Genomic DNA, 21463 nt, shown 5'->3' with positions numbered 1-21463 from the left:
ATGAGACTAGCAGTATCGGCTTTGGCGACGGCCCTGATGCTCGCGGGCCCGGCGCTGGCCCAGCAAAGCCCGATGCCGCAAGATCCGATGCCGGAAGATCTGGCCTGGAAGCTCCTGGAACTCGGCCGCGTCGTCGACCTGCCCAGGACGGCCGCGCTCTACGCACCGCTGCAACAGAAGGAGCCCTATCAGGGCGTCAAGGTCGAGCGCGACCTCAAATACGGCCCCGCCGACCGCCATCTGCTCGACGTCTTCACGCCGGACACCGCCTCGCCGCCGCGGCCGGTGCTGATCTACATCCATGGCGGCGGCTTCATCGCCGGCAACAAGCGCGCCCCCGGCAGCCCGTTCTACGACAACGTCATGCTGTGGGCGGCGAAGAGCGGCTTTGTCGGCGTCAATGCCACCTACCGCCTGGCGCCGGCCTTTCCGTGGCCGGCAGGCGCCGAAGACATCGGCGCAATCGTGCAATGGGTCGCGGAGAACATCGCCTCCCGCGGCGGCGACCCCAGCCGCATCTTCCTGATGGGCCAGTCGGCCGGCGCGATCCATGTCGCGAGCTATGTCTCGCATGGCGAATTCCACAAAGTGAAGGGCGGCGGCCTCGCCGGCGCGATCATGGTGTCGGGCATCTACGATCTGACGGCTTCGCCCGCCGGCGATGCCGAACTCGCCTATTACGGCTCGGACCCGTCGCGTTATGCCGAGCGCTCGTCGCTGCAGGGCCTGGTCGCGAGCCCGATCCCGTTCCTGATCACCGCGGCCGAACTCGATCCGCCGCGCTTCGTCGAGCAGTTCGAGCTGTTGAAGCAGGCCAGCTGCAAGCGGCCCGCCGGCTGCGCCCGCAGCTTCATGCTGCCGCAGCACAGCCATATGTCGGAGGTCTATGCGATCAACACCCCGGATACGCGGCTGACGAATGAGATTCTGGAGTTCGTGAAGAGCGTCAAGTGACACGCGGAGCAATATGAAGTACGGGCCGTCGCAGCGGGCGTTGCCAAAATATCGAAAACAACCCCATGCACAGTAGCCGGCGGGGCCGCCGGCGTCCGACCAAAGACTTGACACGTCGGGCAACTCAGGGATACATTTCGAATATTCCGAAGTCGCGCAAGCGTCCCTCGCCCAAGGCCGTGTACATTTGCGGGCTTCTGCAACTGACGCTCCCACGCTAGCGGGCGGGAACGGGAACGCGCATTATTCGCGGCCGCAGCCTCTCGTCTAGGACGCGGACTCACCAGGGCGCAGCCGCAACCGGATTGACGCGAGTTGAACAAATGCAAGGTAGCTGGCGGCGAGCCTGTCAATTGCTCGGCTGTCAGGCGCAGCTGATCGCTATGCACCCGAAAGCGGACCTATTGTGCTTACCTTGAGTTTTATCGTTCATGACCCGAAGCGAACATGCATCCTTCAGGCGTTCAGAGAGCGTGTAGTAGACAGCTTAACTCACGCAGCAGTTAGGGAGGCCAATGAGCAGTCGAAACGATATCGAAAACCGCCTTGCAGGTAATCCAAGGTCGGCTCGCACTTAAGCTCGCGCCCAATCACCGTTGTGACCATGACCGTGCCAAAGCCCTGCTTTCCAGGTGGCTGGATGGGTGGGCCGCCGATCTCCGTCCACGTCAGGGAAAACCGATCGTCCTTAATCTCCCAGGCGACATCCGCACGGCCCGCCGACACGGAAAGAGCGCCGTATTTTGCGGCGTTCGTTGCCAGTTCATGGACCACCAGCGCAAGGGTTTGTGCTGTCCTTGCCGGAACCAAAACATCAGGTCCGCTCACGATGATGCGCTCGCCGTGAGATCGAAGCTCTGCGGTCATGATGTCTTTCAGTTGAACGCTTTCGGCGGATTCATCGGTGAGCGTGCTGTAGGTGTTGGCCAAAGCGCCGAGGCGTCCGATAAAAACCTCCCGGGCCTCATCGAGCGTGCGCTCGCCGCTCAGCGAGCGCCGTGCGATGGACTGAATAACCTGGAGGAGGTTCTTTCCGCGATGTGCGAGTTCGCGCATCAGCAGCGCCTGGCGTTGCTCGTGCTCGAGCAATTTTCTCGCCGCGATACTGCGCTCAACGTGGCGACCCGCAAGCTCTGCACAGAGATCCAGGCCTGCCAGCTCACGGCTGTCTGGCCGATGCTCTTCGGGCCAATACACGGAAAACATCGCCAGCACATTTCCCGCTTTGTCCAGGACGGGAGTGGAGACGGCACCTACCGCGCCATATGAACGGAGGGCTGCGGCGATCTCGGTGAAATCATGATCTTTGCGCAGGTCGCGAACGATCACGCGGGCGCGGCGGTTCAAGGCCACCGCACAGGTTGAACAGTCGCGCAGCGTGACCACGGCAAACTCGTCGAGGATGCTCGCGCCGAAACCTACCTGGCCGACCATTTCGAGCTGGCCGTCGCCATCGAGTAACTGCACCGAGCCGAGAGGGGCATCGACCAGCTTCACAGCAGTCTTCAGCACGTCCTTGAGACCTTCGGCCAACGTGGAGGCCTCACCAAGCCGAAGGCTTAGACCGTGAATTTCTCTGAGATCTTCAATTTTGGCTGTTAGCAGCCGCTCGTTAGCGGAGAGATAGTCGGTTTCCAAGGCTAGAGTCATTGGTGGCGCTCCACGTTACAGGCGGGAGCGCAATTGTCTCTCAGCCACCAACGCCTGCAGGCGAAAAGCCGCTGCGGATGGTGTTCCCATGATGCATGAAACTTCGAGGGGAGCAAAGACCCTCTTTCGCAGGGCGCCGGCGTTCCCTCTGTGTTCTCCGGGGCAGCCCAATGGAAGTTCCATAAATGACTCGGAACGATTGGGTTACCGGGCTATTAATAGTCCATCACCGTCCGACCCGTGGCTTTTATCGGTGATGAGAACGCCCGGTTAGCGCTCCCGCCTTCCTCTTGATGGAAAGGAGCGCGCCATGAGCATCGAGCGGCGTCGTTTCAGGCAGACAAAACCACTCCGAGAGCGACTTCTGGCTTTTGCAAAAGAGGCCCGGGAAGAGGCTTCGCGCATGCCGGTCAGCGAGGAACGAGAGGCACTCTTGAAGCATGCGCGGCAAGCCGAGACGGCCTCGCACCTTGACGAATGGATCAGTTCGCCCGGATTGAAGTCGCCGACATAAGTCGGCGCGCATGGCTCTCTATTTTTTCGATTTCAGAGCGAGAGAGACATTCTCAAAGGACACGCTGGGCGTCGAACTGCCGGACGCCGAGGCGGCGCACGACATGGCGCTGGGCGCACTCGTTGATGCGGCTCGCGACGCGGTTGTGGAAGGCTCGCTTATCCAGCGCTTCGCGGTGGAAGTCCGCAACGGGACCGGCCCGGTGCTGGAGGTTTCTGCCGTCTTCAGCTCCAGGATTTTCAGAAAACAGTAACGGAGAAGCACGAGTCATTTGTGCCGGTCTTTCTCCGTTTGGTAGCAATTCGATTCACGTGCGTGCAGCTGAACAGACCAGTGCCGTAGCAGGCCGCCGCGGTGCTTCGACCACAAGTAGACTTGAGACGACTGGCCTTTGCCACCGGTGCCGGGATGTTTTTGAAACGACGGAACGAACCGGGCCCAGGCAATGTTGGCTTCCATGGCGACCGAATCTGCACGAGGAGCGGGACAGTCACCATCGCAGCCGGAGCGGTAACGCCGCATGGTCGCGATCAAGCCCATCCCTTCATCGCCAGAGAATCACCATGAACAGACCCAAGCCGACCTATTTTCGCAATTCGTTGGATTTAAGAAGCAAAGTTCAGGTCAAGATCCTGCGCAAGCGACTGAAGCTTTCCGATGAGCAGTTTGCCAATATCGTTCGCAAGTCGGGCAGTTCGATCTCAGCCATCACCAAGGAAGCCTCTACCTTGAAGTAGTCCGCGTGTCTCGTGAGGTATGTAGCGGAGGAAAGGTGGCGGCATCCGGCAAAGCCAAAGATCTGGTGCTGGTGGTCGAGGATGAGACCCTGATCCGTATGGATTCGGCCGATGTCATTCGCGATCTGGGGCTCGAGGTCCTGGAAGCGGTCGACGCCGATCACGCAATCTTTCTTCTGGAATCCGTCCCGGGTGTAACCGTCATGTTCACGGACATTCAAATGCCCGGATCAATGGATGGCCTGCTGCTTGCCACCGTTGTACGGGAGCGCTGGCCGCTGATTTCCCTCTTAGTCACTTCCGGGAGAACGCGTCCTGCGTCATCCGATATGCCGATAGGCGCCCAATTCATTTCCAAACCATATTCGTCATTCGAACTGCGACGGCAGCTTCAGACACTCACGGGACGACGCTGACCTGGGGCGAACGAGGTTCGATTTTCTGCTCTCCACCGGCCGCCCAACGCATTTGCTAAATTTGGTCTGCAGCGGCCCTTTTGCGATCGTGCCGGGGCCGGTTCCGGTATTGGCCCTTCTCCGCTTTCGCGCCGCTGTTGGGGGACAAGCGGACATCGATTCACGCGGTCAATTTAAGAGTACGCGGCCTAGGACGCGGACTCATTGCGACGCAACCATAGCCTGATTGACGCGAGCTGAACGAAGGCAAGGTAGTTGGCGGCCGGCCTGTCCTAGCGCGTCGCCACGCGACGACATTGTTTGATCCTGTTGAAGAACCGCTCGACCTGGTTGCGAGCGCGATAGAGATAGGGGCTAAAGCAGATCGGATCGCTGCGATTGCTTTTCGGCGGGATGTTGGCCCATGCGCCCTTCTTCATGGCAAGTTCTCTGATCCAGTCCGCGTCATAGCCACGGTCGGCAAGCAGCATTGACCCGGATTTCAGACGAGACAGCAGTTTTCCGGCAAGTCGAACGTCATGGGCTTCACCCGAGCTCAGCGCCAGCCTTACCGGCAGACCATTGCCATCGACCACCGCATGGATTTTGCTCGTCAACCCGCCGCGAGACCTTCCAATCGATTGGCGCTGGTTCGCTGTGATGCAGGCTCCATGCTGATGCACGCGGACAATGGAGGTGTCGATCATCTGGACAGCGGCATCATGAGCAGTGGCAAGCGTTTCAACGATGCGGCCCCAAACGCCGGCCCGCCGCCACCTGACGAAGCGGTTGTAGCAAGTGGTGTATGGGCCAAACGCCGTCGGCAGATCACGCCAAGGTGCTCCTGATCGGAGGACCCAGAAGATGCCATCCAGGACCCGTCTGTCGTTCACCCGACGAACGCCACGCGGCTTGTTCGGTAGCATCGGCTTGATGGCGGTCCATTCATGGTCCGTGAGTTCGTAGCGCATGATTCGAGCCTCCAGTTCAGGAGTTTGAATCACGGTAGTCGGGCCAAACGCAACGATCCTGGCTCGCTCCTGGTACGGCGCTTATGGACAGGAGCGGACATCAACCAGTCCTCAATTTCTGCCAAATGCGTCGAAAATGACCCGAATGTGGAAACCAGTCCCTCACAAACCTACATTCCTGTAGTCTGGCGACTTGAAAGGCGGAGGAGACATGAGGACGCACCGTAGAGTTCTTGGAGCGTGCATGGTCGCGGCTTTCGGGCTGTCCTTGCATGCAAATAGCGCCGCCGGGCAGCAGCCATCGATGAAGGAAGGCCTCGTCGGAACATGGATCGCGGCATCCTGGGAGCAGAAGAAAAACGATGGCACCATGTTGCGGCAATTCGGAGAGAGCCCAGCGGGAATGGCCATTTTTGATGCAGGTGGGCGATACATCATCACGGTCATGCGCCCAGACCGCGCCAAATACAAAAGCAATGCGCTGTGGCGCGGTACTCCGGAAGAAAATGAAACAACAGCTAATGGGACCCAGACCTACTTCGGGACGTACACCGTGAATGAGGCAGACCGCAGCATCGCAATCCATGTTGAAGGTAGCTCCTTTCCCAACTGGAACGGGTCAGATCAGAAGCGCTTCGTTACGATCACTGGGGATCAACTCACACTGACCATTCGCCCTCCGAGCGGAGAAAATGTCGATGTGACCTGGAAGCGAGCAAAGTGAATTACTTTCCAAGTATCAACAATGCCGCGACTCGATCAGATTGAAGCGGCCGGCGCGGAGAACCGCGATGGGACGGAAGCCGCTCTCGGTCAGGAGCCGGCAATATTCCCTTTCCGTCCGTTCCCGTCCACCTGGACCGCGCAGCATGTTTAAATCGCTCATCGCGCACGACCTGCCCGCGTCATCGTTACCAGGCAATTCCGGCATCGCACGTTCGACCAATAGCAGTCTACCTTTTTGGGGAAGCGCTTTGCGGCAGTTTCCCAAAATGATGCGGCTGCGCGCATCATCCCAGTCGTGAATAATGCTTTTCAGCATGATCGCGTCGGCCACCGCAGGCACCGCGTGAAAGAAATCGCCTGCAACAAAGTCGACGCGGTCGGAGATTCCGAGGTGCCCGAAATGCTGGTTGGCGGCCTCGGCGCATCTCGGAAGATCGAAAACCGTTCCTTTGATATTCGAGTATTCTCTCGCCACGGCGCCCATGAGTTCCCCGGAGCCGCCTCCGACATCCATCAAGTGAGAGACCGTGCCAAAGTCGTAGGCCTGCAGCAGATCGTGCGTGACCAGCCGTGTCAGGTCCGCCATCGCGTCATTGAATATCCGCACATGCTCTGGCGTGCGCGCCATCAGATCGAAATTGTCGTCGACGTCCTGGAGTTGGGCAGCCGTCTTCCCCGACATGATCGAATCCAGAAGACCATCCCACCTCTTGACCAGCATGGAGCCTTCAAAGATGACCCAGTTCTTGCATGATCGTTCAGCAGCACCGTCGAGTCCGGCCCCGAGTTCGGTCAGCACGTAGCGGCCTTCGCCGACGCGAGAGCAAATGCCGACGGTCGAGAGAGCGACGAGCAAACGGGCCAGTGCGTCCAAGTCCGCGTGAGTTCTATTCGCGAGCTCTTCGACCGTTCGCGGTCCGTCGCGCAGCAATTCGGCAAGGCCCAGCCTGGCAGCGACATAGATCACAGCCGTCACGCGGTGCGATTGAACAAGGTCCAACAACTTTTCGCGGGGATCGGTGGTCATGTGCCGCTTTAGTCCTCGATCGGGAATCCTGACGCCCTGACGATCGGTCCCCAGCGTTCGAACTCGGCACGCTGGATATGTTTAAGCTCGTCCGATGTCGTTCCTGTCGGCTCGCAGCCCATGGCATGAATCTTTGCGCGCATTTCGGGATCGCTCCCGATTGCAATGATCTCCTTGCCCAGGCGCTCAACGAACTGACGCGAGGAATGGGCAGGCGCATAGAATGCGAACCACCCGGCCGCGTCGATATCGATCCCGCTCTCCTTGAGCGTCGCGGTTTGGGGCAGGAAGGAGGATCGAGCGGCGGCTGCGGTGGCGATGATGCGTATGCCACCATCCCGGTGCTGCTCCAGGAGTTCGGAAACAAACGCCATATACATCGGGACCCGGCCGGCCAGCACATCCGGGAGGGCAGCGGGCGTACCCTTGTAGGGCGTATGGCGCAGGTTCAGGCTTGTGATCCGGCCAAACTCGCCGCAGATAAAATGAGGTGCCGTACCCGCTCCGGGCGAGCCGTACACGGCTTGTGCGGGATTGGCCTTCATCCAGTCGATGAGCTCATGCGCCGAATGGATGGGCAGCTTCCCGCTGACCGCCAGAGCCAGATCCACCGTCATCACCTGCGAAAGAGGCACAAAATCACGCTCTGCATCGTATCCCAGGCTCCTGAAGAGATGCGGCTGAAGTGTGAATTGGGAAGCGGAAGCAAACAGCACTGTCTCCTCGCTTGGTGCGGCATTCTTGACCGCCTGAGCGCCGATGCGCCCGCCAGCGCCAGCAAGGTTCTCCACGATGGCCACCTTCCCGAGCCTGCTATGGAGTTGCTCGGCGAACAGCCGGGCGATCGAATCTCCCGACCCGCCAGGCGCGAATGGAAATACGATCTTCAGCGGCTGGTCAGCAGCAACAACGGGTAAAGGAAGAGCCAGAGCCGAAAACCCGCCCAGTATGGCGCGACGCGAGTAAAGCTGCATGGCGTTCTCCATGTGCTTCGGACAGCAACGCAATGAACCGGCCGGCTTTCCATCTCGCTATCCTGAGGCAACAACGCTATAACCCAAAATCGCAATTCCCTATCGGGCTATAACGTGAGGTGAATACTCATGCAGTGGCAGGACCGCATCGGCCGACGCCTGCGCCTCAAGGATCTGCATACGCTCCAGACTGTCGCAGAGGTCGGCAGCATGGCCAAAGCGTCTCACCGTCTTGGATTGTCGCAGCCGGCGATCTCCAAGGCCATCACCGACATGGAGCACGCCGTCGGCGCTGCGCTGCTGGATCGCACCTCGCGCGGGGTTGAACTCACTGAGTGTGGTCGCCTTCTTGTCGATCGCACGCGCGTCGCTTTCGACGAAATAAAGCTGGGTGTTGCCGACATTGTGCAAAGGTCGGATCCGGCGCAAGGGCTCGTTGCGATCGGTACAACCGAGCCGGTCACCGCGATCGTTACAGAAATTATCGGACATCTCGTCCGCAGATATCCAGGCATCAGGTATCATATCACGATAGGTGATCGGGATGCGCTGGAGCATGCTCTGCGCCAGAGAATGCTCGATCTGGCCATCACGCGCTGGGCGCCGTTGCCTGTCGCCGATGACCTGTCCGCGGAGGTGCTGTTTAGATCCTCCCTTGCGGTGATGGCGGAGCGACGGCATCCGCTCCTGCGATCGAGGAAGAAGTTGAAGCTCGCAGAACTTATGCAAGAGCAATGGACGCTCTCGCCGCCCGATTCTTTTTTGGGGCGTACCGGGGTCGAGCTATTTCGACGCCATAACCTGCCGCTTCCGCCAACGACCGTCACCACGATTTCAATCTACATGCGGTTGAATCTGCTGGCGAGCAGCCGATTTATAACCCTGTTGCCGATGCAGATACTGAGAATGCGATCGAGTAGCGCATGGCTGCGCGCGCTGAACGTCGATCTTGGCGATACTTCCGCCCCGATAGCCTCAATCACCTTGAAGGGACGACGGGCCGGAGGTGCTGTCAAGTTATTCCAAGAGGCCAGCCGGGAGGTCTGTAAGGCGCTGGTTGGAGTGAACTGATTGGTCCGAGCGGACTGTTCATCAGCGGAACTGACGAGTTTATGAGTACGCGGCCTAGCTCCCGCCGCGCTCCTTGCGCAGCCTGCTCCAGTAATCCAGCCGCTTGCGGATCTCGCGCTCGAAGCCGCGGTCGGGCGGATCGTAGAAGGTCTGGCGGCCCAGCGCTTCCGGGAAATAGTCCTGACCGGAGAACGCGTCGGGCGCATCGTGATCGTATTGATAGCCCGAGCCGTAGCCTTCCGACTTCATCAGCTTGGTCGGCGAATTCAGGATGTGCTTCGGCGGCAGCAGTGAGCCGCCCTGCTTCGCAGTCTGCATCGCGGCGCCAAACGCGGTGTAGACCGCGTTCGATTTCGGCGCGGTGGCGAGATAGACCACGGCCTGCGCGATCGCGAGCTCGCCCTCGGGCGAGCCCAGGAAATCATAGGCGTCCTTGGCGGCGTTGCAGACCGCCAGCGCCTGCGGATCGGCGAGACCGATGTCCTCGACCGCCATCCGCACCACGCGCCGCGCGAGGAACAGCGGATCCTCGCCGGCATCGAGCATCCGCGCCAGATAATACAGCGCCGCATCAGGATCGGAGCCGCGCACCGACTTATGCAGCGCCGAGATCAGATTGTAATGCCCGTCGGCCGATTTGTCGTAGATCGGCGCGCGGCGCTGCAGGATGTCCTGCAGCTGCTCGGCATTGAACACCTCGCCCTTGCGCGCGGCGCGCCAGACCTCCTCGGCCAATGTCAGCGAGGCGCGGCCGTCGCCGTCGGCCATTCGCACCAGCACCGCACGCGCCTCCGCATCGAGCGGCAGCGCCTTGCCTTCGATCTTCTCGGCATTGGCGAACAGTTTTTCGATCGCCGCGGTGTCGAGCGAGTGAAACACCAGCACGCGGGCGCGCGACAAGAGCGCCGCGTTGAGCTCGAAGGACGGGTTCTCCGTGGTGGCGCCGACCAGCACCACGGTGCCGTCCTCCATCACGGGCAGGAAGGAATCCTGCTGCGCGCGGTTGAACCGGTGCACCTCGTCGACGAACAGCAGCGTGCCCTTTCCGGTCTCGCGGCGGGCCCGCGCGGCATCGAACGCCTTCTTCAGGTCAGCGACGCCGGAGAACACCGCGGAGATCTGCTCGAAATGCAGCTCGGTGGCGTCGGCCAGCAGCCGCGCCACGGTCGTCTTGCCGGTGCCGGGCGGGCCCCAGAACACCAGCGAGCCGAGCGTGCGCGTCTCCAGCATGCGGGTCAGCGCGCCGTCGGGGCCGAGGATGTGATCCTGGCCGACGACGTCGGCCAGCGTGCGCGGGCGCAACCGGTCCGGCAGCGGGTGTGGCGCGTCCTGCTCCATCCCCGCCGCAGCAAAGAGATTGCTGGCCTCGCGCGGTTGCTTCGGGCTCACTTGCGGTTCACCTTGGGGCTCATCCGCCGAGCGTCACGTTGATCTGCTGGCCGCCGCGCACCAGCGTGATGCGCCAGACCCGCGAGCCGCCCTTCGATACCTTGTCGAGGTCGCTGGTTCGCACGATCTTCTCATTGTTGACGGCGAGGATGATGTCGCCCTTCTGGAAGCCGACATTGGCTGCGGTGCCGTCATCGGCGAGCTCGGTCACGACGACGCCCTCGGCACCGGCGTCGAGATGCAGCTCGTCGGCCAGCGCCGGCGAGATGTTGGCGACCCTGGCGCCCTGGAACGGCGAGCGCGCGGTCAGCACGATCTCGTCGCGGTTGGTATCGGGCGCGGTCTCCAGCGGCACCGTGAGCTTCACCGGCTTGCCGGCGCGTTGCACCTCGATCTCGGCGTTGCCGCCGAGCGGACGGGTGGCGAAACGATAGTCGAACGCGTTGGGATCGTCGATCGCCGTGCCGTCGATCCCGACGATCAGGTCGGAGAGCTTGAGCCCGGCCTTCGCCGCGGGGCTGTTCGGCGCGACATTGGCGACCAGTGCGCCGGTCGGCAGCTTCAGCCCCAGCGTCTCCGCGATCTCCGGCGTCACCGCCTGCAGCCGCGCACCGAGCCATGGCCGCTTCACATTCTTGCCGCCGCTCTTGGCGGAGGCCACCACCACCCGCACCATGTTGGCCGGGATCGCAAAGCCGATGCCCTGCGAGCCGCCGGAGCGCGAGAAGATCGCGGTGTTGATGCCGGCGAGCCGGCCGGTCATGTCGACCAGCGCGCCGCCGGAATTGCCGGGATTGATCGCGGCGTCGGTCTGAATGAAGAATTGATAATCCGTGATCCCGACTTGAGTGCGCGCCAGCGCCGAGATGATGCCATGCGTCACGGTCTGGCCGACGCCGAACGGATTGCCGATCGCGAGCACGACGTCACCGACCTGGAGCTGGTCGGAATTGGCGAAGTCGAGCGTGGCGAACTTCTCCTTGTTGGTGCCCTTCAGCCGTAGCACCGCAAGGTCGGTGCGGCTGTCCTTCAGCACGATCTCGGCCTCATATTCGCGCTTGTCGGCGAGCGAGACCTTCACCTGGTCGGCGCCTTCGATCACGTGATTGTTTGTGACCACGAGGCCCGACGCATCGACCATGACGCCGGAGCCGAGCGAGCGCTGCATCTGCTCGGGCTGCTGCCCCGGCACGCCGAAAAAGCGGCGGAAAATCGGGTCATCCAGGAACGGATTGCGGCTCTGCACCGTCTTGGCGGCGTAGACATTGACCACCGCCGGCTGAACTCGCTGCACGATCGGCGCATAGGATAGCTGCAGCTCGGCCTGCGAGGACGGCACGCGGCGGTCCTGGGCTGCGGCCGGGGAAAGTGTCCCCATGAAAGCCAACGTGCACAGAGCGGATATGGCAGCAAAGCGGACAGGTCGGAGCATTCTCACCTCTCGAGGAAACGCCGGAATATAGGCGTGTTCGCTGGGCAATTGAAGGGCGCCCGGCCGGATAAACGCCCCCCGCCGGACCGGTGCAAAACCCGCGGCTGCCGCGTTGAAGCGCCCCGCCAAACTTCTATGATGGCTGTCATCTCACTGCGCTGCTCCGCCTGTTGCCTGCGGACAACAAGCGGAACTGCGATGCCTGGAAAGCGCTGTCGTGCGTCAGTCACGTTCAACTCCTAGGACGCTTTGGTGAGTGAGTGGGGAAGTCAAACACAACAGGGGTGCACAATGGGTGCGACAAAAGTTGGTGCAATCGCCATCGGGCTTGCGGGGGCACTCGCCGCCTCGCCGGCCTATTCGCAATCGGCCGGCGGCGGCAGTGATGCCGAGATCGCGCTGCTCAAGCAGCAGCTGAAGATGCTCGAGCAGAAGCTCGATAAACTGCAGAAGCAGACCAATGCCAACACCGCGACCGCGGCCAGCGCAAATGCCAACGCGAAGGCGGCCGATGCCAAGGCCGCGCGGGTCGCAAGCGCGAACGCCGCGATCCCGGTCAAGGGCCCGGTCGCGCCGTCCGGCGTCGTGGTGACGATGCCGAACAACCGGCCGACGATCTGCACCGCGGACGAACAGAACTGCGTTGCGATCACCAGCCGCGTGCACTGGGATGTCGGCGGCTACGACTATCGTCCGAACACCGCGGCGACCTCTCCGCAGAAGCTCGACAGCGGCGAGAATCTGCGCCGCGCGCGTATCGGCATCGTCGGAAAATTCTTCGGCGACTGGAATTACGCGCTGATCTACGACTTCGGCGGCTCGTCCGATGGCTTCGGAGGCGCAGCGGCGGGATCGCTGCCCGGCGGCGGCACCTCCGGCGTCGAGAATGCCTATCTGAGCTACACCGGCCTGAAGCCGTTCGGTGGCAAGATGGCGATCGAAGGCGGCATCATGGACCTGCTCTGGACCATGGACGAATCGACCAGCTCCAACGACATCCTGTTCATGGAGCGCGCCTCGGCCGGCATCATCGCGCAGAACGTCGCGGCCGGCGACTTCCGTTCCGCGATCGGCACCCGCTGGTGGAACGACCAGCTCTGGCTCGGCGGCTATGCCACCGGACCGACCACCGGCCAGATTCATTCGGCCTCCAGCGTCACCCCGGCCGGATCATCCGAGCAGTATGGCGCGGTGGTCCGCGTCGCCGGCAATCCGATCAGCGGCAAGGACTATTCGGTGCATATCGGCGCCGATGCCGAATGGCTGGTGCAGCCGCCGCGCAACCAGCTGACGCAGGCGCAGACGTTGACGCTGAGCGACCGGCCCGAGCTGCGCATCGATCCGACGACATTGATCTCGACCGGTGCGATCGCCAACGTCTCAGGCGCCCAGGTCTACGGCGTCGAGGCGGCGGCGACCTACGGCTCGTTCATCGCACAAGGCGAATACTACTGGTTCAATGTCGATCGCACTGCGAATACCGGGCTGCCGCCGTTCGGCGCGCCGAGCCTGAAATTCGACGGCGGCTACGCGCAGGTCGGCTACGTGCTGACCGGCGAGAACCACGCCTACAACCCGTCAACGGCCTCCTACAGCGGGATCAAGCCGCATGATCCGTTCTCGCTCGCCGGCGGCGGCATCGGCGCCTGGGAAATCGCCGGCCGGGTCAGCCAGATGAACCTCAACGACCAGGTCGGCCAGGCCGTCGGCGTCGCCGGCGGACGGCAGACCGTCTACACCGCCGCGCTGAACTGGTACGTCAACAACAACGTCCGCTTCATGCTGAACTATCTGCACGGCGACGTCGCCAAGCAGGTCTCGTCGACCTCGACCGCGGATGCCGGCTCGAAGTTCGACGCGGTCGCGCTGCGCACGCAGGTTGCGTTCTGACGCGATCAGAGTAGCGCCGACAACAAGCAGACGGCCGGGGCATCGCTCCGGCCGTTTTCATTGTGCGTTTGCCAGAGGCGGCGTCGTCACGCGAACGGCACCCACTTCGCTCGATATGCCTCTGCGCGTGATGGGATCGGCCGAATGGCGACCACGACCGCACCGCGCTCCCTCGCCCCGTTCTTACGGGGAGAGGTGAAGCAGAGCCCGCCGCTCGGTTCGCTTTAGGCCGCGCGCTTCTTCTTCACGACGGCTTCCGGCGCGGGCGCGCAGGACAGCCGCTCCTGGTGGCCCTCGCCCCAGGCTTTCAGAATATCGATCACCGGGCGCAGGCTCTCGCCGAGTTCGGAGAGCGTGTATTCGACCCGCGGCGGCACCTCGGCGTAGACCTTGCGGGTCACGAGGCCGTCGTCCTCGAGCGCCCGCAGCTGCTTGGTCAGCATGCGCTGGGTGATGCCGGGCATCCGCCGCCGCAACTCGCCGAAACGCTGGGTGCCGGCCTGCAGGTGATAGAGGATCACGCCCTTCCATTTGCCGTCGATCAGGTCGAGCGCCGCCTCGACCGCGCAGCCCGGCCGGCGGGCGAAATTCTTCCGTTTCATCGGATATTTCCCAATAGTATACAAACAGGGACTAGTTCCCCGAAATTACAGTACTTGCCAAAAGGACGCCAGCGCGACAGGTAACACGGCAGGCAACCGCCCACCACGGAGACCAGGCATGAAGGCCGTCGGATACCAAAAATCGCTGCCGATCGAGGCGGCGGATTCGCTCGTCGATTTCGAGATCGCCACGCCCGAGCCGAAGGGGCGCGACATCAGGGTCGCGGTGAAGGCCATCTCGGCCAACCCGGTCGACTACAAGGTGCGCAAGCGCGCCGCGCCGACCGACGGCGGCTACAAGATCCTCGGCTTCGACGCGGCCGGCGTGGTCGACGCGGTCGGGCCCGACGTCTCGCTGTTCAAGCCCGGCGACGAGGTGTTCTACGCGGGCTCGATCCTGCGCCAGGGCACCAATTCGGAATTTCATCTGGTCGATGAGCGCATCGTCGGCAACAAGCCGGCCTCGCTGACCTTCGCGCAGGCCGCCGCCCTGCCCCTGACCTCGATCACCGCCTGGGAATTGCTGTTCGACCGGCTCGGCGCGGTGCCGGGCAAGAGCCTCGATCCGCGCACGCTGCTGATCACCGGCGGCGCCGGCGGCGTCGGCTCGATCCTGATCCAGTTGGCGCGTCGCCTCACCGGCCTGACGATCGTCGCCACCGCGACGCGGCCGGAATCGCAAAAGTGGTGCCGCGATCTCGGCGCGCATGCGGTGATCGATCACTCGCAGCCGATGAAGGAGCAGATCGAGAAGTTGAAGCTGCCCCCGGTCGGCCTCGTCGCCAGCCTCACCTTCACCGACCAGCACTACAAGTCGATCGCCGACTTCATCGCGCCGCAGGGCAAGTTCGGCCTGATCGACGATCCCGCCGAATTCAACGTCGCCGCCTTCAAGGGCAAGGCGGTGTCGGTGCACTGGGAATCGATGTTCACGCGCTCGTCGTTCCAGACGCCCGACATGATCGCGCAGCATCACCTGCTCAACGATGTCGCCGACCTGATCGACAAGGGCGTGCTGCGCACCACGCTCGACCAGACCTTCGGCACCATCAACGCCGCCAACCTCAAGCGTGCCCACGCGCTGCTGGAGAGCGGCAAGTCGCGCGGCAAGATCGTGCTGGAAGGCTGGTAGGACGATCTGAACGAATACGCAGGGCAAGCGCCAGCGCAACTCGCCCTGCGCACTTCCCAAGATATCCCCACAGGCCGATGCGCGGCTTTGCCAAAGCCGCGGCATCGCCTGTATGATTTGCGCAACGATCACCCCGCCCTCAATCCAGCCGCGCAAGTCGCGGCGGAGCGGTGGTGACGCCCCAAGGGGCTGCAAAGGGGATGGGAGGAAACCGATGAATTTGCTCACGGCCGATCCGTCGCGGATCGATCCGGAGTGGATGACGCGGGCGCTGCGCGCGGCCGGTGTGATCGACCAGGCCGGGGTCGTCGATCTCGTCTGCAAGCCGGTCGGCAATGGCCTGGTCGGCGACAGCTATCGATTTCACCTGACTTATGACGGCGACGAGCCGAACGCGCCCGCGAGCGTCGTCGGCAAATTCCCGGCCGCGGATCCCGACAGCCGCCGTTCCGGTTCCGCGCATACGCTTTATGTCCGCGAGGTCGCATTCTATCGCGAGCTGGCGGCGACCGTCGCGATTCACACCCCGCGGCCGATCCTCGCCGAGATCGATCCGGCAACCGACGACTTCACACTGATCCTAGAAGACCTGGCGCCGGCACGCCCGGGCGACCAGCTCGCCGGCTGCGCGATCAGCGACTGCCTGACCGCGATGCGTGAGGCCGCCGCGCTGCATGCGCCGCGATGGAACGATCCGACGCTCGACGCCGTGCATTGCTTCACGGTTGCCGCCAGCCGGCGCAGAGACCTTCGCGCGGTGCTGCCCGGCATCATCGGTCACTACAAGGAGCGCTATCACGGCGTGATCGAGCCGGAATTCCTTGATCTGATCGACCGGCTTCCGGACGCGATCCCGCGCTACCAGTCCGATCGGTCCGCGCCGCGAACGCTGCAGCATGCAGACTTCCGGCTCGACAACATGCTGTTCGAGGTGCGCGGCAACACGCATCCGATGGCGACGCTGGACTGGCAGACGCTGACGGTCGGGCCTGGCATCGTCGATGTGGCCTATTTCCTGTCAGCCGGGATCGATCCGTCCGAACGGCGGCTTCATGAAGGCGATTTGGTGCGGTTCTATCATTCAGAGCTGATCCGGCGCGGGGTGCGGGACTATGGCTGGGATGATTGCTGGCGGGATTACCGGCGCTACACGCTGCACGGCATCATGATGGGCGTGGTCTCGGCGCTCAGCGTGCAGCGCTCCGAGCGCGGCGACGCGCTGTTCCTGAAAATGACCCGCGGCGCCTGCGCGCAAGCGCTGGACCACGACAGTTTCTCATACTGGCGGGAATGAGGACTATCGAAAGGAAGCGGCGTGCTCAACAAACTGGACGACTTCCCGATCCACCAGACGCCGGAGCCGATCGCGGTTCCCGCAACCAGCGACCGCAACGTCTACGACCGGACCTGGTTCAACGGCTACACCGCCGACGGCGCGTGTTATTTCGGCATCGGGATTGCGATCTACCCGCACCGCAGGATCCTCGATTGCGCCTTCAGCGTGGTGGAGCGCGGCGGACGGCAGCATTGCTTCTACGGCTCACGGCGGGCGCCGCTCGAGCGCACCGAGATGCAGGTCGGCCCGTTCAGGCTCGAGGTCATCGAACCGATGCTGCGGACCCGCGTCGTGCTCGACGACAATGCAGCGGGGCTTTCCTGCGACCTCACCTTCTCGGCGCGGACCGCCGCGATCCAGGAGGCGCGGCAGACGCTGTGGTCGGGCGACCGCCGCGCGATGGATGCAACCCGGTTCGACCAGTTCGGCCGCTGGCACGGCGTCGTGCGTCACCCCGATGGCGAGATCAAGGTCGACGATCACGCCTGCTACGGCACCAAGGATCGCTCCTGGGGCGTGCGCAATGTCGGCGAGCGCGACGTCGGCGGCGCGCCGATGCCGCCGCCGAGCGTGTTCTTCCTGTGGGCGCCGCTGGTCTGGGACGACCACATCTCGCACGCCATCTTCTTCGACGGGCCGCAGGGCGAGGCGCTGGTCCGCGAAGGCATCACCGCGCCGCTCTACCGCAGCGAAGCCGAGATCCCGGGCGTCGTCGACGGGCTCGACCGCCGCATGGCGACCGCGCGCCATCGCGTCAGCTATGTGCCGAACACGCGGCTGGCGCGCTCGGCCGAGATCGACCTGGTCGATCTCGACGGCCACACCGCGACCATCGCGCTCGACCCGATCCTGAAATTCCAGATGAAGGGTCTCGGCTATGGCCATCCGCAATGGGGCCAGGGCATGTGGAAGGGCGAACTCGAGATCAGCGGCGAGTCGTTCGATCCCCTGACGCTCGACCCGCTGGCGCGCGAGAACGTGCACGTGCAACAGGTGGTGCGCGCCCGTCAGGGCGACAGGACCGGAATCGGCGTGCTGGAGCAGATCTGCTTCGGCCCCTACCGCCCGGCCGGCTTCAGCGAGTTCCTCGACGGCGCCAAGGGATAGCCAAGATTAGCCGAGGGTTAGCTCGGCGGCACGCCTTCCACAAACATCAGCCGCCGGTCGAGCGCCGTCCGCCGATGCTTGAGCGCCTCGGCATATTCCGGCGACCCGTACCATTCGCGCAGACGCGACATTGAAGGAAACTCGACGACGATGATGTTCTTCGGCGGCGGTCCGCCTTCGACCAGTTCAGCGGCCCCGCCGCGTACCAGATAACGCCCGCCATACTGCGCGATCGCCTTGGCGGCGATCGTGCGATAGGCCTCGAAACCCGCGGCATCCTTCACGTCGACCTCGGAAATCACATAGGCGGACATCGCCGCACCTCAGGCAATGGTGTTGACGATGCCGCCCTCGGCGCGCAGCGCGGCGCCGTTGGTCGCGGAGGCCTGCTTCGAGCAGACATAGACCACGAGGTTGGCGATCTCCTCGGTGCTGGCAAAGCGCTGCAACAGCGAGGTCGGCCGGTGCTGCTTGACGAAGTTGGAGGCCGCCTCCTCGACCGACTGGCCGTTCTGCCTGGCGAGATCCTTGACGAAGGTTTCGACGCCCTCGGACATGGTCGGTCCGGGCAGCACGGAGTTGACGGTGACTGCGGTGCCCTTGGTCAGCTCCGCGAGCCCGCGCGAGATCGCGAGCTGCGCGGTCTTGGTCATGCCGTACTGGATCATCTCGGTCGGGATGTTGAGGCCGGATTCCGAGGAGATGAAGACAATGCGGCCCCAGTTGCGCTTCAGCATGCCCTGCATGTAGCCGCGCGACAGCCGCACGCCCGACATCACATTGACCTCGTAGAAGCGGCTCCAGTCCTCGTCCGGAATGTCGAAGAAGCCCTTCGGCTCGAAGATGCCGGCGTTGTTGACGAGGATGTCGACCTCAGGCAGCGCCGCCAGCAGCGCCTTGCAACCGGCCGCGGTCGAGACGTCGGCGGCGATGCCGCGGACTTTCGCGCCCGGCACCGCCTTGGTGATCGCGGCAACCGCCGCATCGACCTTGGCCTGACCGCGGCCGTTGACGACGACTTCGGCGCCGGTTCCTGCCAGCCCCTTGGCAATGGCGTTGCCGATGCCCGCGGTCGAGCCGGTCACCAGCGCTGTCTTTCCGGAAAGGTCGATCTTCATCTGTCATCTCCATTGATGTCGATGGGATATCGGGCGCGGCATCATGCACTGCAATTGTGTCTCACCGATGCGTGAGGAAGTAGAACACCCCCCGTCGTCCTGGCGAAAGCCAGGACGACGCGGATGGAGCGTGGGCACCAAACAAAAACGGCGCCCGAAGGCGCCGTTCTCAAAACTCTCGCTCAAGAGCGGCTTACGCCGCCTCGGCTTCCTTGTCCTGGGTCGGACCGGAATCCTGGCCCTTGGCGTCGACGTCGCGGTCGACGAACTCGATCACGGCCATCGCCGCGTTGTCGCCGTAGCGGAAGCCGGCCTTGATGATGCGGGTGTAGCCGCCCTGGCGGTCCTTGTAGCGGGTCGCCAGCGTGTCGAACAGCTTCTTGACCTGGTCGAGGTCGCGCAGCTCGGAGATCGCCTGGCGGCGCAGCGACAGACCGCCCTTCTTGCCGAGGGTGACGAGCTTCTCGACGATCGGCCGCAGCTCCTTGGCCTTCGGCAGCGTGGTGACGATCTGCTCGTGCTTGATCAGCGCGGCCGCCATGTTGGCGAACATCGCACGCCGGTGCTCGGCGGTGCGGTTGAGCTTCCGATGAACCTTGCCGTGACGCATTGACTCATTCCTTCTTCAATTCTGCCGCGGTGGTTCAGCGACAAGTTTTGCAGGTGGGCATCCTGCGTTCGCCCGCAAAAGCCGCGAGGTCGCGCTTTAGCTACTTGGTCTGGGCATGATCCTCTTCGGAAAACCGCTGCGCACTTTTCCGGGATCGTGCCGTAAAAAATCGTGGCCGGAGATTCTCCGGCCACGACGGTGAAAACGGATCAGTAGTGATCCTCGAAGCGCTTGGCGAGCTCGTCGATGTTCTCCGGCGGCCAGCCCGGCACTTCCATGCCGAGGTGCAGACCCATCTGGGCCAGCACTTCCTTGATCTCGTTCAGCGACTTGCGGCCGAAGTTCGGGGTGCGGAGCATTTCCGCTTCCGACTTCTGCACGAGGTCGCCGATGTAGACGATGTTGTCGTTCTTCAGGCAGTTTGCCGAACGCACCGACAGCTCGAGCTCGTCGACCTTCTTGAGGAACGCCGGGTTGAACGCGAGATCGGGGATGATCTCCTGCGTGACTTCCTTGCGCGGCTCTTCGAAGTTGACGAACACGTTGAGCTGATCCTGCAGGATGCGCGCAGCGTAGGCCACCGCGTCCTCCGGCGTGATCGCGCCGTTGGTCTCGATCGTCATGGTCAGCTTGTCGTAGTCGAGGATCTGGCCCTCACGGGTATTCTCGACCTTGTAGGAGACCTTGCGGACCGGCGAGAACAGGCTGTCGACCGGGATCAGGCCGATCGGCGCATCTTCGGGACGGTTGCGCTCGGCGGCAACGTAGCCCTTGCCGGTGGTCACCGTGAATTCCATGCGGATCTCGGCGCCGTCGTCCAGCGTGCAGAGCTGCAGGTCGGGGTTGAGCACGGTGACGTCGCCGACGGTCTGGATGTCGCCGGCGGTGACGGCGCCCGGGCCCTGCTTCTTCACGACCATGCGCTTCGGGCCTTCGCCCTGCATCTTGATCGAGATGTCCTTGATGTTGAGGACCATGTCGGTGACGTCTTCACGGACACCGGCGATCGAGGAGAACTCGTGCAGCACGCCGTCGATGTGCACCGACTGCACCGCTGCACCTTGCAGCGACGACAGCAGGATGCGGCGCAGCGCGTTGCCGAGCGTCTGGCCGAAGCCACGCTCGAGCGGCTCGGCGACCACGGTGGCGAACCGGCTCGCGTCCGAGCCCGGCGTCACCTGCAGCTTGTTCGGTCGAATGAGTTCTTGCCAATTTTTCTGGATCGTCACTTGTTCACCCATGTGCCAGTCGCAGGGCCCGTCGAATGGCCGAACCTGGCGTTGGAGATCGCGGAACAGTCCGCGCGGTCAATTCCAAAAACCATCGCAGGGCGGCCAGCGGCCGCCCGCGACTTACAGATCAAACGCGCCGACGCTTGCGCGGACGGCAGCCATTATGCGGGATCGTGGTCACGTCGCGGATCGAGGTGACGGTGAAGCCCGCAGCCTGCAGCGCACGCAGCGCCGACTCACGGCCCGAACCCGGGCCGGCCACTTCAACCTCCAGCGTGCGCATGCCGTGTTCCTGCGCCTTCTTGGAGACGTCTTCGGCCGCGACCTGCGCGGCATAGGGGGTCGACTTGCGCGAGCCCTTGAAGCCCATCGTGCCGGCCGACGACCAGGCGATGGTGTTGCCCTGCGCGTCGGTGATGGTGATGGTCGTGTTGTTGAACGACGAATTCACGTGCGCGATGCCGGAGGCGATGTTCTTGCGTTCGCGGCGGCGTACGCGGGTGGCTTCCTTGCCCATTTCAAACCTTTCCTGTGATCTCAACGCCGCCGTAGTGCCAGCGGCTACACCTCAAAACGCAAATGGCGAGTAGCGAATT

The 21463-nt window shown here is 63.1% G+C and carries 22 protein-coding genes and 1 pseudogene; 11 read left to right on the top strand and 12 right to left on the bottom strand.

Annotation, left to right across the window (positions count from 1 at the left end; all coding sequences use genetic code 11):
- Complete coding sequence (locus tag BRSPCE3_RS33300; protein ID WP_244070933.1) at nucleotides 1-954, top strand: alpha/beta hydrolase; 954 nt, start codon at nucleotides 1-3, stop codon at nucleotides 952-954.
- Nucleotides 955-1446: 492 nt separating this feature from the next.
- Here the strand turns inward: BRSPCE3_RS33300 and BRSPCE3_RS33295 are convergent, their stop codons facing one another.
- Nucleotides 1447-2604, bottom strand: coding sequence for a sensor histidine kinase (locus BRSPCE3_RS33295; protein WP_244070932.1), 1158 nt, complete (start codon nucleotides 2602-2604; stop codon nucleotides 1447-1449).
- A gap of 310 nt (nucleotides 2605-2914) precedes the next feature.
- On the opposite strand from BRSPCE3_RS33295, the gene BRSPCE3_RS33290 reads away from it, so the two are divergent.
- The 4 genes from BRSPCE3_RS33290 to BRSPCE3_RS33275 all read left to right on the top strand — a co-directional run bounded on the left by BRSPCE3_RS33290 (nucleotide 2915) and on the right by BRSPCE3_RS33275 (nucleotide 4271).
- A complete protein-coding gene (locus tag BRSPCE3_RS33290; RefSeq protein ID WP_244070930.1) occupies nucleotides 2915-3118 on the top strand; it encodes a hypothetical protein in 204 nt (67 codons plus the stop codon).
- A 10-nt stretch (nucleotides 3119-3128) separates the two neighbouring features.
- Nucleotides 3129-3371, top strand: coding sequence for a DUF6894 family protein (locus tag BRSPCE3_RS33285; protein ID WP_244070928.1), 243 nt, complete (start codon nucleotides 3129-3131; stop codon nucleotides 3369-3371).
- Between the two features lie 310 nt (nucleotides 3372-3681).
- Nucleotides 3682-3855 carry a DUF3606 domain-containing protein gene (locus BRSPCE3_RS33280; protein WP_244070926.1) on the top strand — a complete coding sequence of 58 codons (174 nt, stop codon included), beginning with the start codon at nucleotides 3682-3684 and terminating at the stop codon, nucleotides 3853-3855.
- Between the two features lie 35 nt (nucleotides 3856-3890).
- The gene (locus BRSPCE3_RS33275) at nucleotides 3891-4271 is read left to right on the top strand and encodes a response regulator (RefSeq protein ID WP_244070924.1); all 381 of its coding nucleotides are present in this window, start codon (nucleotides 3891-3893) and stop codon (nucleotides 4269-4271) included.
- A gap of 188 nt (nucleotides 4272-4459) precedes the next feature.
- On the opposite strand, the pseudogene BRSPCE3_RS33270 reads toward BRSPCE3_RS33275, so the two are convergent.
- Nucleotides 4460-5221, bottom strand: a pseudogene (locus BRSPCE3_RS33270) (IS5 family transposase).
- A 244-nt stretch (nucleotides 5222-5465) separates the two neighbouring features.
- Between BRSPCE3_RS33270 and BRSPCE3_RS33265 the strand changes: the two are divergent.
- Nucleotides 5466-5945 (top strand): lipocalin-like domain-containing protein, encoded by a 480-nt coding sequence (locus BRSPCE3_RS33265; RefSeq protein WP_244070922.1) that lies wholly within the window; start codon nucleotides 5466-5468, stop codon nucleotides 5943-5945.
- A 15-nt stretch (nucleotides 5946-5960) separates the two neighbouring features.
- Here BRSPCE3_RS33265 and BRSPCE3_RS33260 read toward each other — a convergent pair whose 3' ends face one another.
- Nucleotides 5961-6974: an acetylserotonin O-methyltransferase gene (locus BRSPCE3_RS33260; RefSeq protein WP_244070920.1), complete on the bottom strand. Its 1014-nt coding sequence runs from the start codon at nucleotides 6972-6974 to the stop codon at nucleotides 5961-5963.
- An 8-nt stretch (nucleotides 6975-6982) separates the two neighbouring features.
- Nucleotides 6983-7948 (bottom strand): tripartite tricarboxylate transporter substrate-binding protein, encoded by a 966-nt coding sequence (locus BRSPCE3_RS33255; protein WP_244070919.1) that lies wholly within the window; start codon nucleotides 7946-7948, stop codon nucleotides 6983-6985.
- A 129-nt stretch (nucleotides 7949-8077) separates the two neighbouring features.
- Between BRSPCE3_RS33255 and BRSPCE3_RS33250 the strand changes: the two genes are divergently transcribed.
- Nucleotides 8078-9019 (top strand): LysR family transcriptional regulator, encoded by a 942-nt coding sequence (locus BRSPCE3_RS33250; protein WP_244070917.1) that lies wholly within the window; start codon nucleotides 8078-8080, stop codon nucleotides 9017-9019.
- 54 nt (nucleotides 9020-9073) lie between these two features.
- Here the strand turns inward: BRSPCE3_RS33250 and BRSPCE3_RS33245 are convergent, their stop codons facing one another.
- Nucleotides 9074-10408, bottom strand: a complete 1335-nt coding sequence (locus tag BRSPCE3_RS33245) for a replication-associated recombination protein A (protein WP_244070915.1) — start codon at nucleotides 10406-10408, stop codon at nucleotides 9074-9076.
- Between the two features lie 19 nt (nucleotides 10409-10427).
- Entirely contained in the window at nucleotides 10428-11786 is a 1359-nt protein-coding gene (locus tag BRSPCE3_RS33240; RefSeq protein ID WP_244070913.1) for a DegQ family serine endoprotease, read from the bottom strand.
- A 345-nt stretch (nucleotides 11787-12131) separates the two neighbouring features.
- Here BRSPCE3_RS33240 and BRSPCE3_RS33235 point away from each other — a divergent pair, with 345 nt between their 5' ends.
- The gene (locus tag BRSPCE3_RS33235; protein ID WP_244070911.1) at nucleotides 12132-13730 is read left to right on the top strand and encodes an OprO/OprP family phosphate-selective porin; all 1599 of its coding nucleotides are present in this window, start codon (nucleotides 12132-12134) and stop codon (nucleotides 13728-13730) included.
- Between the two features lie 224 nt (nucleotides 13731-13954).
- Here BRSPCE3_RS33235 and BRSPCE3_RS33230 read toward each other — a convergent pair whose 3' ends face one another.
- Nucleotides 13955-14332 (bottom strand): helix-turn-helix domain-containing protein, encoded by a 378-nt coding sequence (locus BRSPCE3_RS33230; RefSeq protein WP_244070909.1) that lies wholly within the window; start codon nucleotides 14330-14332, stop codon nucleotides 13955-13957.
- 118 nt (nucleotides 14333-14450) lie between these two features.
- Here BRSPCE3_RS33230 and BRSPCE3_RS33225 point away from each other — a divergent pair, with 118 nt between their 5' ends.
- The 3 genes from BRSPCE3_RS33225 to BRSPCE3_RS33215 all read left to right on the top strand — a co-directional run bounded on the left by BRSPCE3_RS33225 (nucleotide 14451) and on the right by BRSPCE3_RS33215 (nucleotide 17907).
- Entirely contained in the window at nucleotides 14451-15464 is a 1014-nt protein-coding gene (locus BRSPCE3_RS33225) for a zinc-binding alcohol dehydrogenase family protein (protein WP_244070907.1), read from the top strand.
- Between the two features lie 214 nt (nucleotides 15465-15678).
- Nucleotides 15679-16758: an ecdysteroid 22-kinase family protein gene (locus BRSPCE3_RS33220; RefSeq protein WP_244070905.1), complete on the top strand. Its 1080-nt coding sequence runs from the start codon at nucleotides 15679-15681 to the stop codon at nucleotides 16756-16758.
- 21 nt (nucleotides 16759-16779) lie between these two features.
- Nucleotides 16780-17907 carry a hypothetical protein gene (locus BRSPCE3_RS33215; protein ID WP_244070903.1) on the top strand — a complete coding sequence of 376 codons (1128 nt, stop codon included), beginning with the start codon at nucleotides 16780-16782 and terminating at the stop codon, nucleotides 17905-17907.
- Between the two features lie 17 nt (nucleotides 17908-17924).
- Here the strand turns inward: BRSPCE3_RS33215 and BRSPCE3_RS33210 are convergent, their stop codons facing one another.
- The 5 genes from BRSPCE3_RS33210 to rpsK form a co-directional block, all read right to left on the bottom strand.
- Entirely contained in the window at nucleotides 17925-18221 is a 297-nt protein-coding gene (locus BRSPCE3_RS33210; protein WP_244070901.1) for a DUF1330 domain-containing protein, read from the bottom strand.
- 9 nt (nucleotides 18222-18230) lie between these two features.
- Nucleotides 18231-19025 carry an SDR family NAD(P)-dependent oxidoreductase gene (locus BRSPCE3_RS33205; RefSeq protein WP_244070899.1) on the bottom strand — a complete coding sequence of 265 codons (795 nt, stop codon included), beginning with the start codon at nucleotides 19023-19025 and terminating at the stop codon, nucleotides 18231-18233.
- 193 nt (nucleotides 19026-19218) lie between these two features.
- On the bottom strand, nucleotides 19219-19635 hold the full coding sequence (rplQ, locus tag BRSPCE3_RS33200) for a 50S ribosomal protein L17 (RefSeq protein ID WP_244070897.1): 417 nt from the start codon (nucleotides 19633-19635) through the stop codon (nucleotides 19219-19221).
- 209 nt (nucleotides 19636-19844) lie between these two features.
- The gene (locus tag BRSPCE3_RS33195; RefSeq protein ID WP_097675082.1) at nucleotides 19845-20876 is read right to left on the bottom strand and encodes a DNA-directed RNA polymerase subunit alpha; all 1032 of its coding nucleotides are present in this window, start codon (nucleotides 20874-20876) and stop codon (nucleotides 19845-19847) included.
- A gap of 118 nt (nucleotides 20877-20994) precedes the next feature.
- A complete protein-coding gene (gene rpsK / locus BRSPCE3_RS33190; RefSeq protein ID WP_006021048.1) occupies nucleotides 20995-21384 on the bottom strand; it encodes a 30S ribosomal protein S11 in 390 nt (129 codons plus the stop codon).
- Nucleotides 21385-21463 lie beyond the last annotated feature (79 nt).

It is taken from the genome of Bradyrhizobium sp. Ce-3 (assembly GCF_022835695.1).
Lineage (GTDB): Bacteria > Pseudomonadota > Alphaproteobacteria > Rhizobiales > Xanthobacteraceae > Bradyrhizobium.
Note: the sequence above shows the minus strand (reverse complement) of the source record. Positions and strands in the feature narration are given on the sequence as shown.

Coding starts and splice junctions, on each gene's coding strand:
- BRSPCE3_RS33300 (WP_244070933.1), top strand. CDS start 1: ATGAGACTAGCAGTATCGGCTTTGGCGACGGCCCTGATGCTCGCGGGC.
- BRSPCE3_RS33295 (WP_244070932.1), bottom strand. CDS start 2,604: ATGACTCTAGCCTTGGAAACCGACTATCTCTCCGCTAACGAGCGGCTG.
- BRSPCE3_RS33290 (WP_244070930.1), top strand. CDS start 2,915: ATGAGCATCGAGCGGCGTCGTTTCAGGCAGACAAAACCACTCCGAGAG.
- BRSPCE3_RS33285 (WP_244070928.1), top strand. CDS start 3,129: ATGGCTCTCTATTTTTTCGATTTCAGAGCGAGAGAGACATTCTCAAAG.
- BRSPCE3_RS33280 (WP_244070926.1), top strand. CDS start 3,682: ATGAACAGACCCAAGCCGACCTATTTTCGCAATTCGTTGGATTTAAGA.
- BRSPCE3_RS33265 (WP_244070922.1), top strand. CDS start 5,466: ATGGTCGCGGCTTTCGGGCTGTCCTTGCATGCAAATAGCGCCGCCGGG.
- BRSPCE3_RS33260 (WP_244070920.1), bottom strand. CDS start 6,974: ATGACCACCGATCCCCGCGAAAAGTTGTTGGACCTTGTTCAATCGCAC.
- BRSPCE3_RS33255 (WP_244070919.1), bottom strand. CDS start 7,948: ATGCAGCTTTACTCGCGTCGCGCCATACTGGGCGGGTTTTCGGCTCTG.
- BRSPCE3_RS33250 (WP_244070917.1), top strand. CDS start 8,078: ATGCAGTGGCAGGACCGCATCGGCCGACGCCTGCGCCTCAAGGATCTG.
- BRSPCE3_RS33240 (WP_244070913.1), bottom strand. CDS start 11,786: ATGGGGACACTTTCCCCGGCCGCAGCCCAGGACCGCCGCGTGCCGTCC.
- BRSPCE3_RS33235 (WP_244070911.1), top strand. CDS start 12,132: ATGGGTGCGACAAAAGTTGGTGCAATCGCCATCGGGCTTGCGGGGGCA.
- BRSPCE3_RS33230 (WP_244070909.1), bottom strand. CDS start 14,332: ATGAAACGGAAGAATTTCGCCCGCCGGCCGGGCTGCGCGGTCGAGGCG.
- BRSPCE3_RS33225 (WP_244070907.1), top strand. CDS start 14,451: ATGAAGGCCGTCGGATACCAAAAATCGCTGCCGATCGAGGCGGCGGAT.
- BRSPCE3_RS33220 (WP_244070905.1), top strand. CDS start 15,679: ATGAATTTGCTCACGGCCGATCCGTCGCGGATCGATCCGGAGTGGATG.
- BRSPCE3_RS33210 (WP_244070901.1), bottom strand. CDS start 18,221: ATGTCCGCCTATGTGATTTCCGAGGTCGACGTGAAGGATGCCGCGGGT.
- BRSPCE3_RS33205 (WP_244070899.1), bottom strand. CDS start 19,025: ATGAAGATCGACCTTTCCGGAAAGACAGCGCTGGTGACCGGCTCGACC.
- rplQ (WP_244070897.1), bottom strand. CDS start 19,635: ATGCGTCACGGCAAGGTTCATCGGAAGCTCAACCGCACCGCCGAGCAC.
- BRSPCE3_RS33195 (WP_097675082.1), bottom strand. CDS start 20,876: ATGGGTGAACAAGTGACGATCCAGAAAAATTGGCAAGAACTCATTCGA.
- rpsK (WP_006021048.1), bottom strand. CDS start 21,384: ATGGGCAAGGAAGCCACCCGCGTACGCCGCCGCGAACGCAAGAACATC.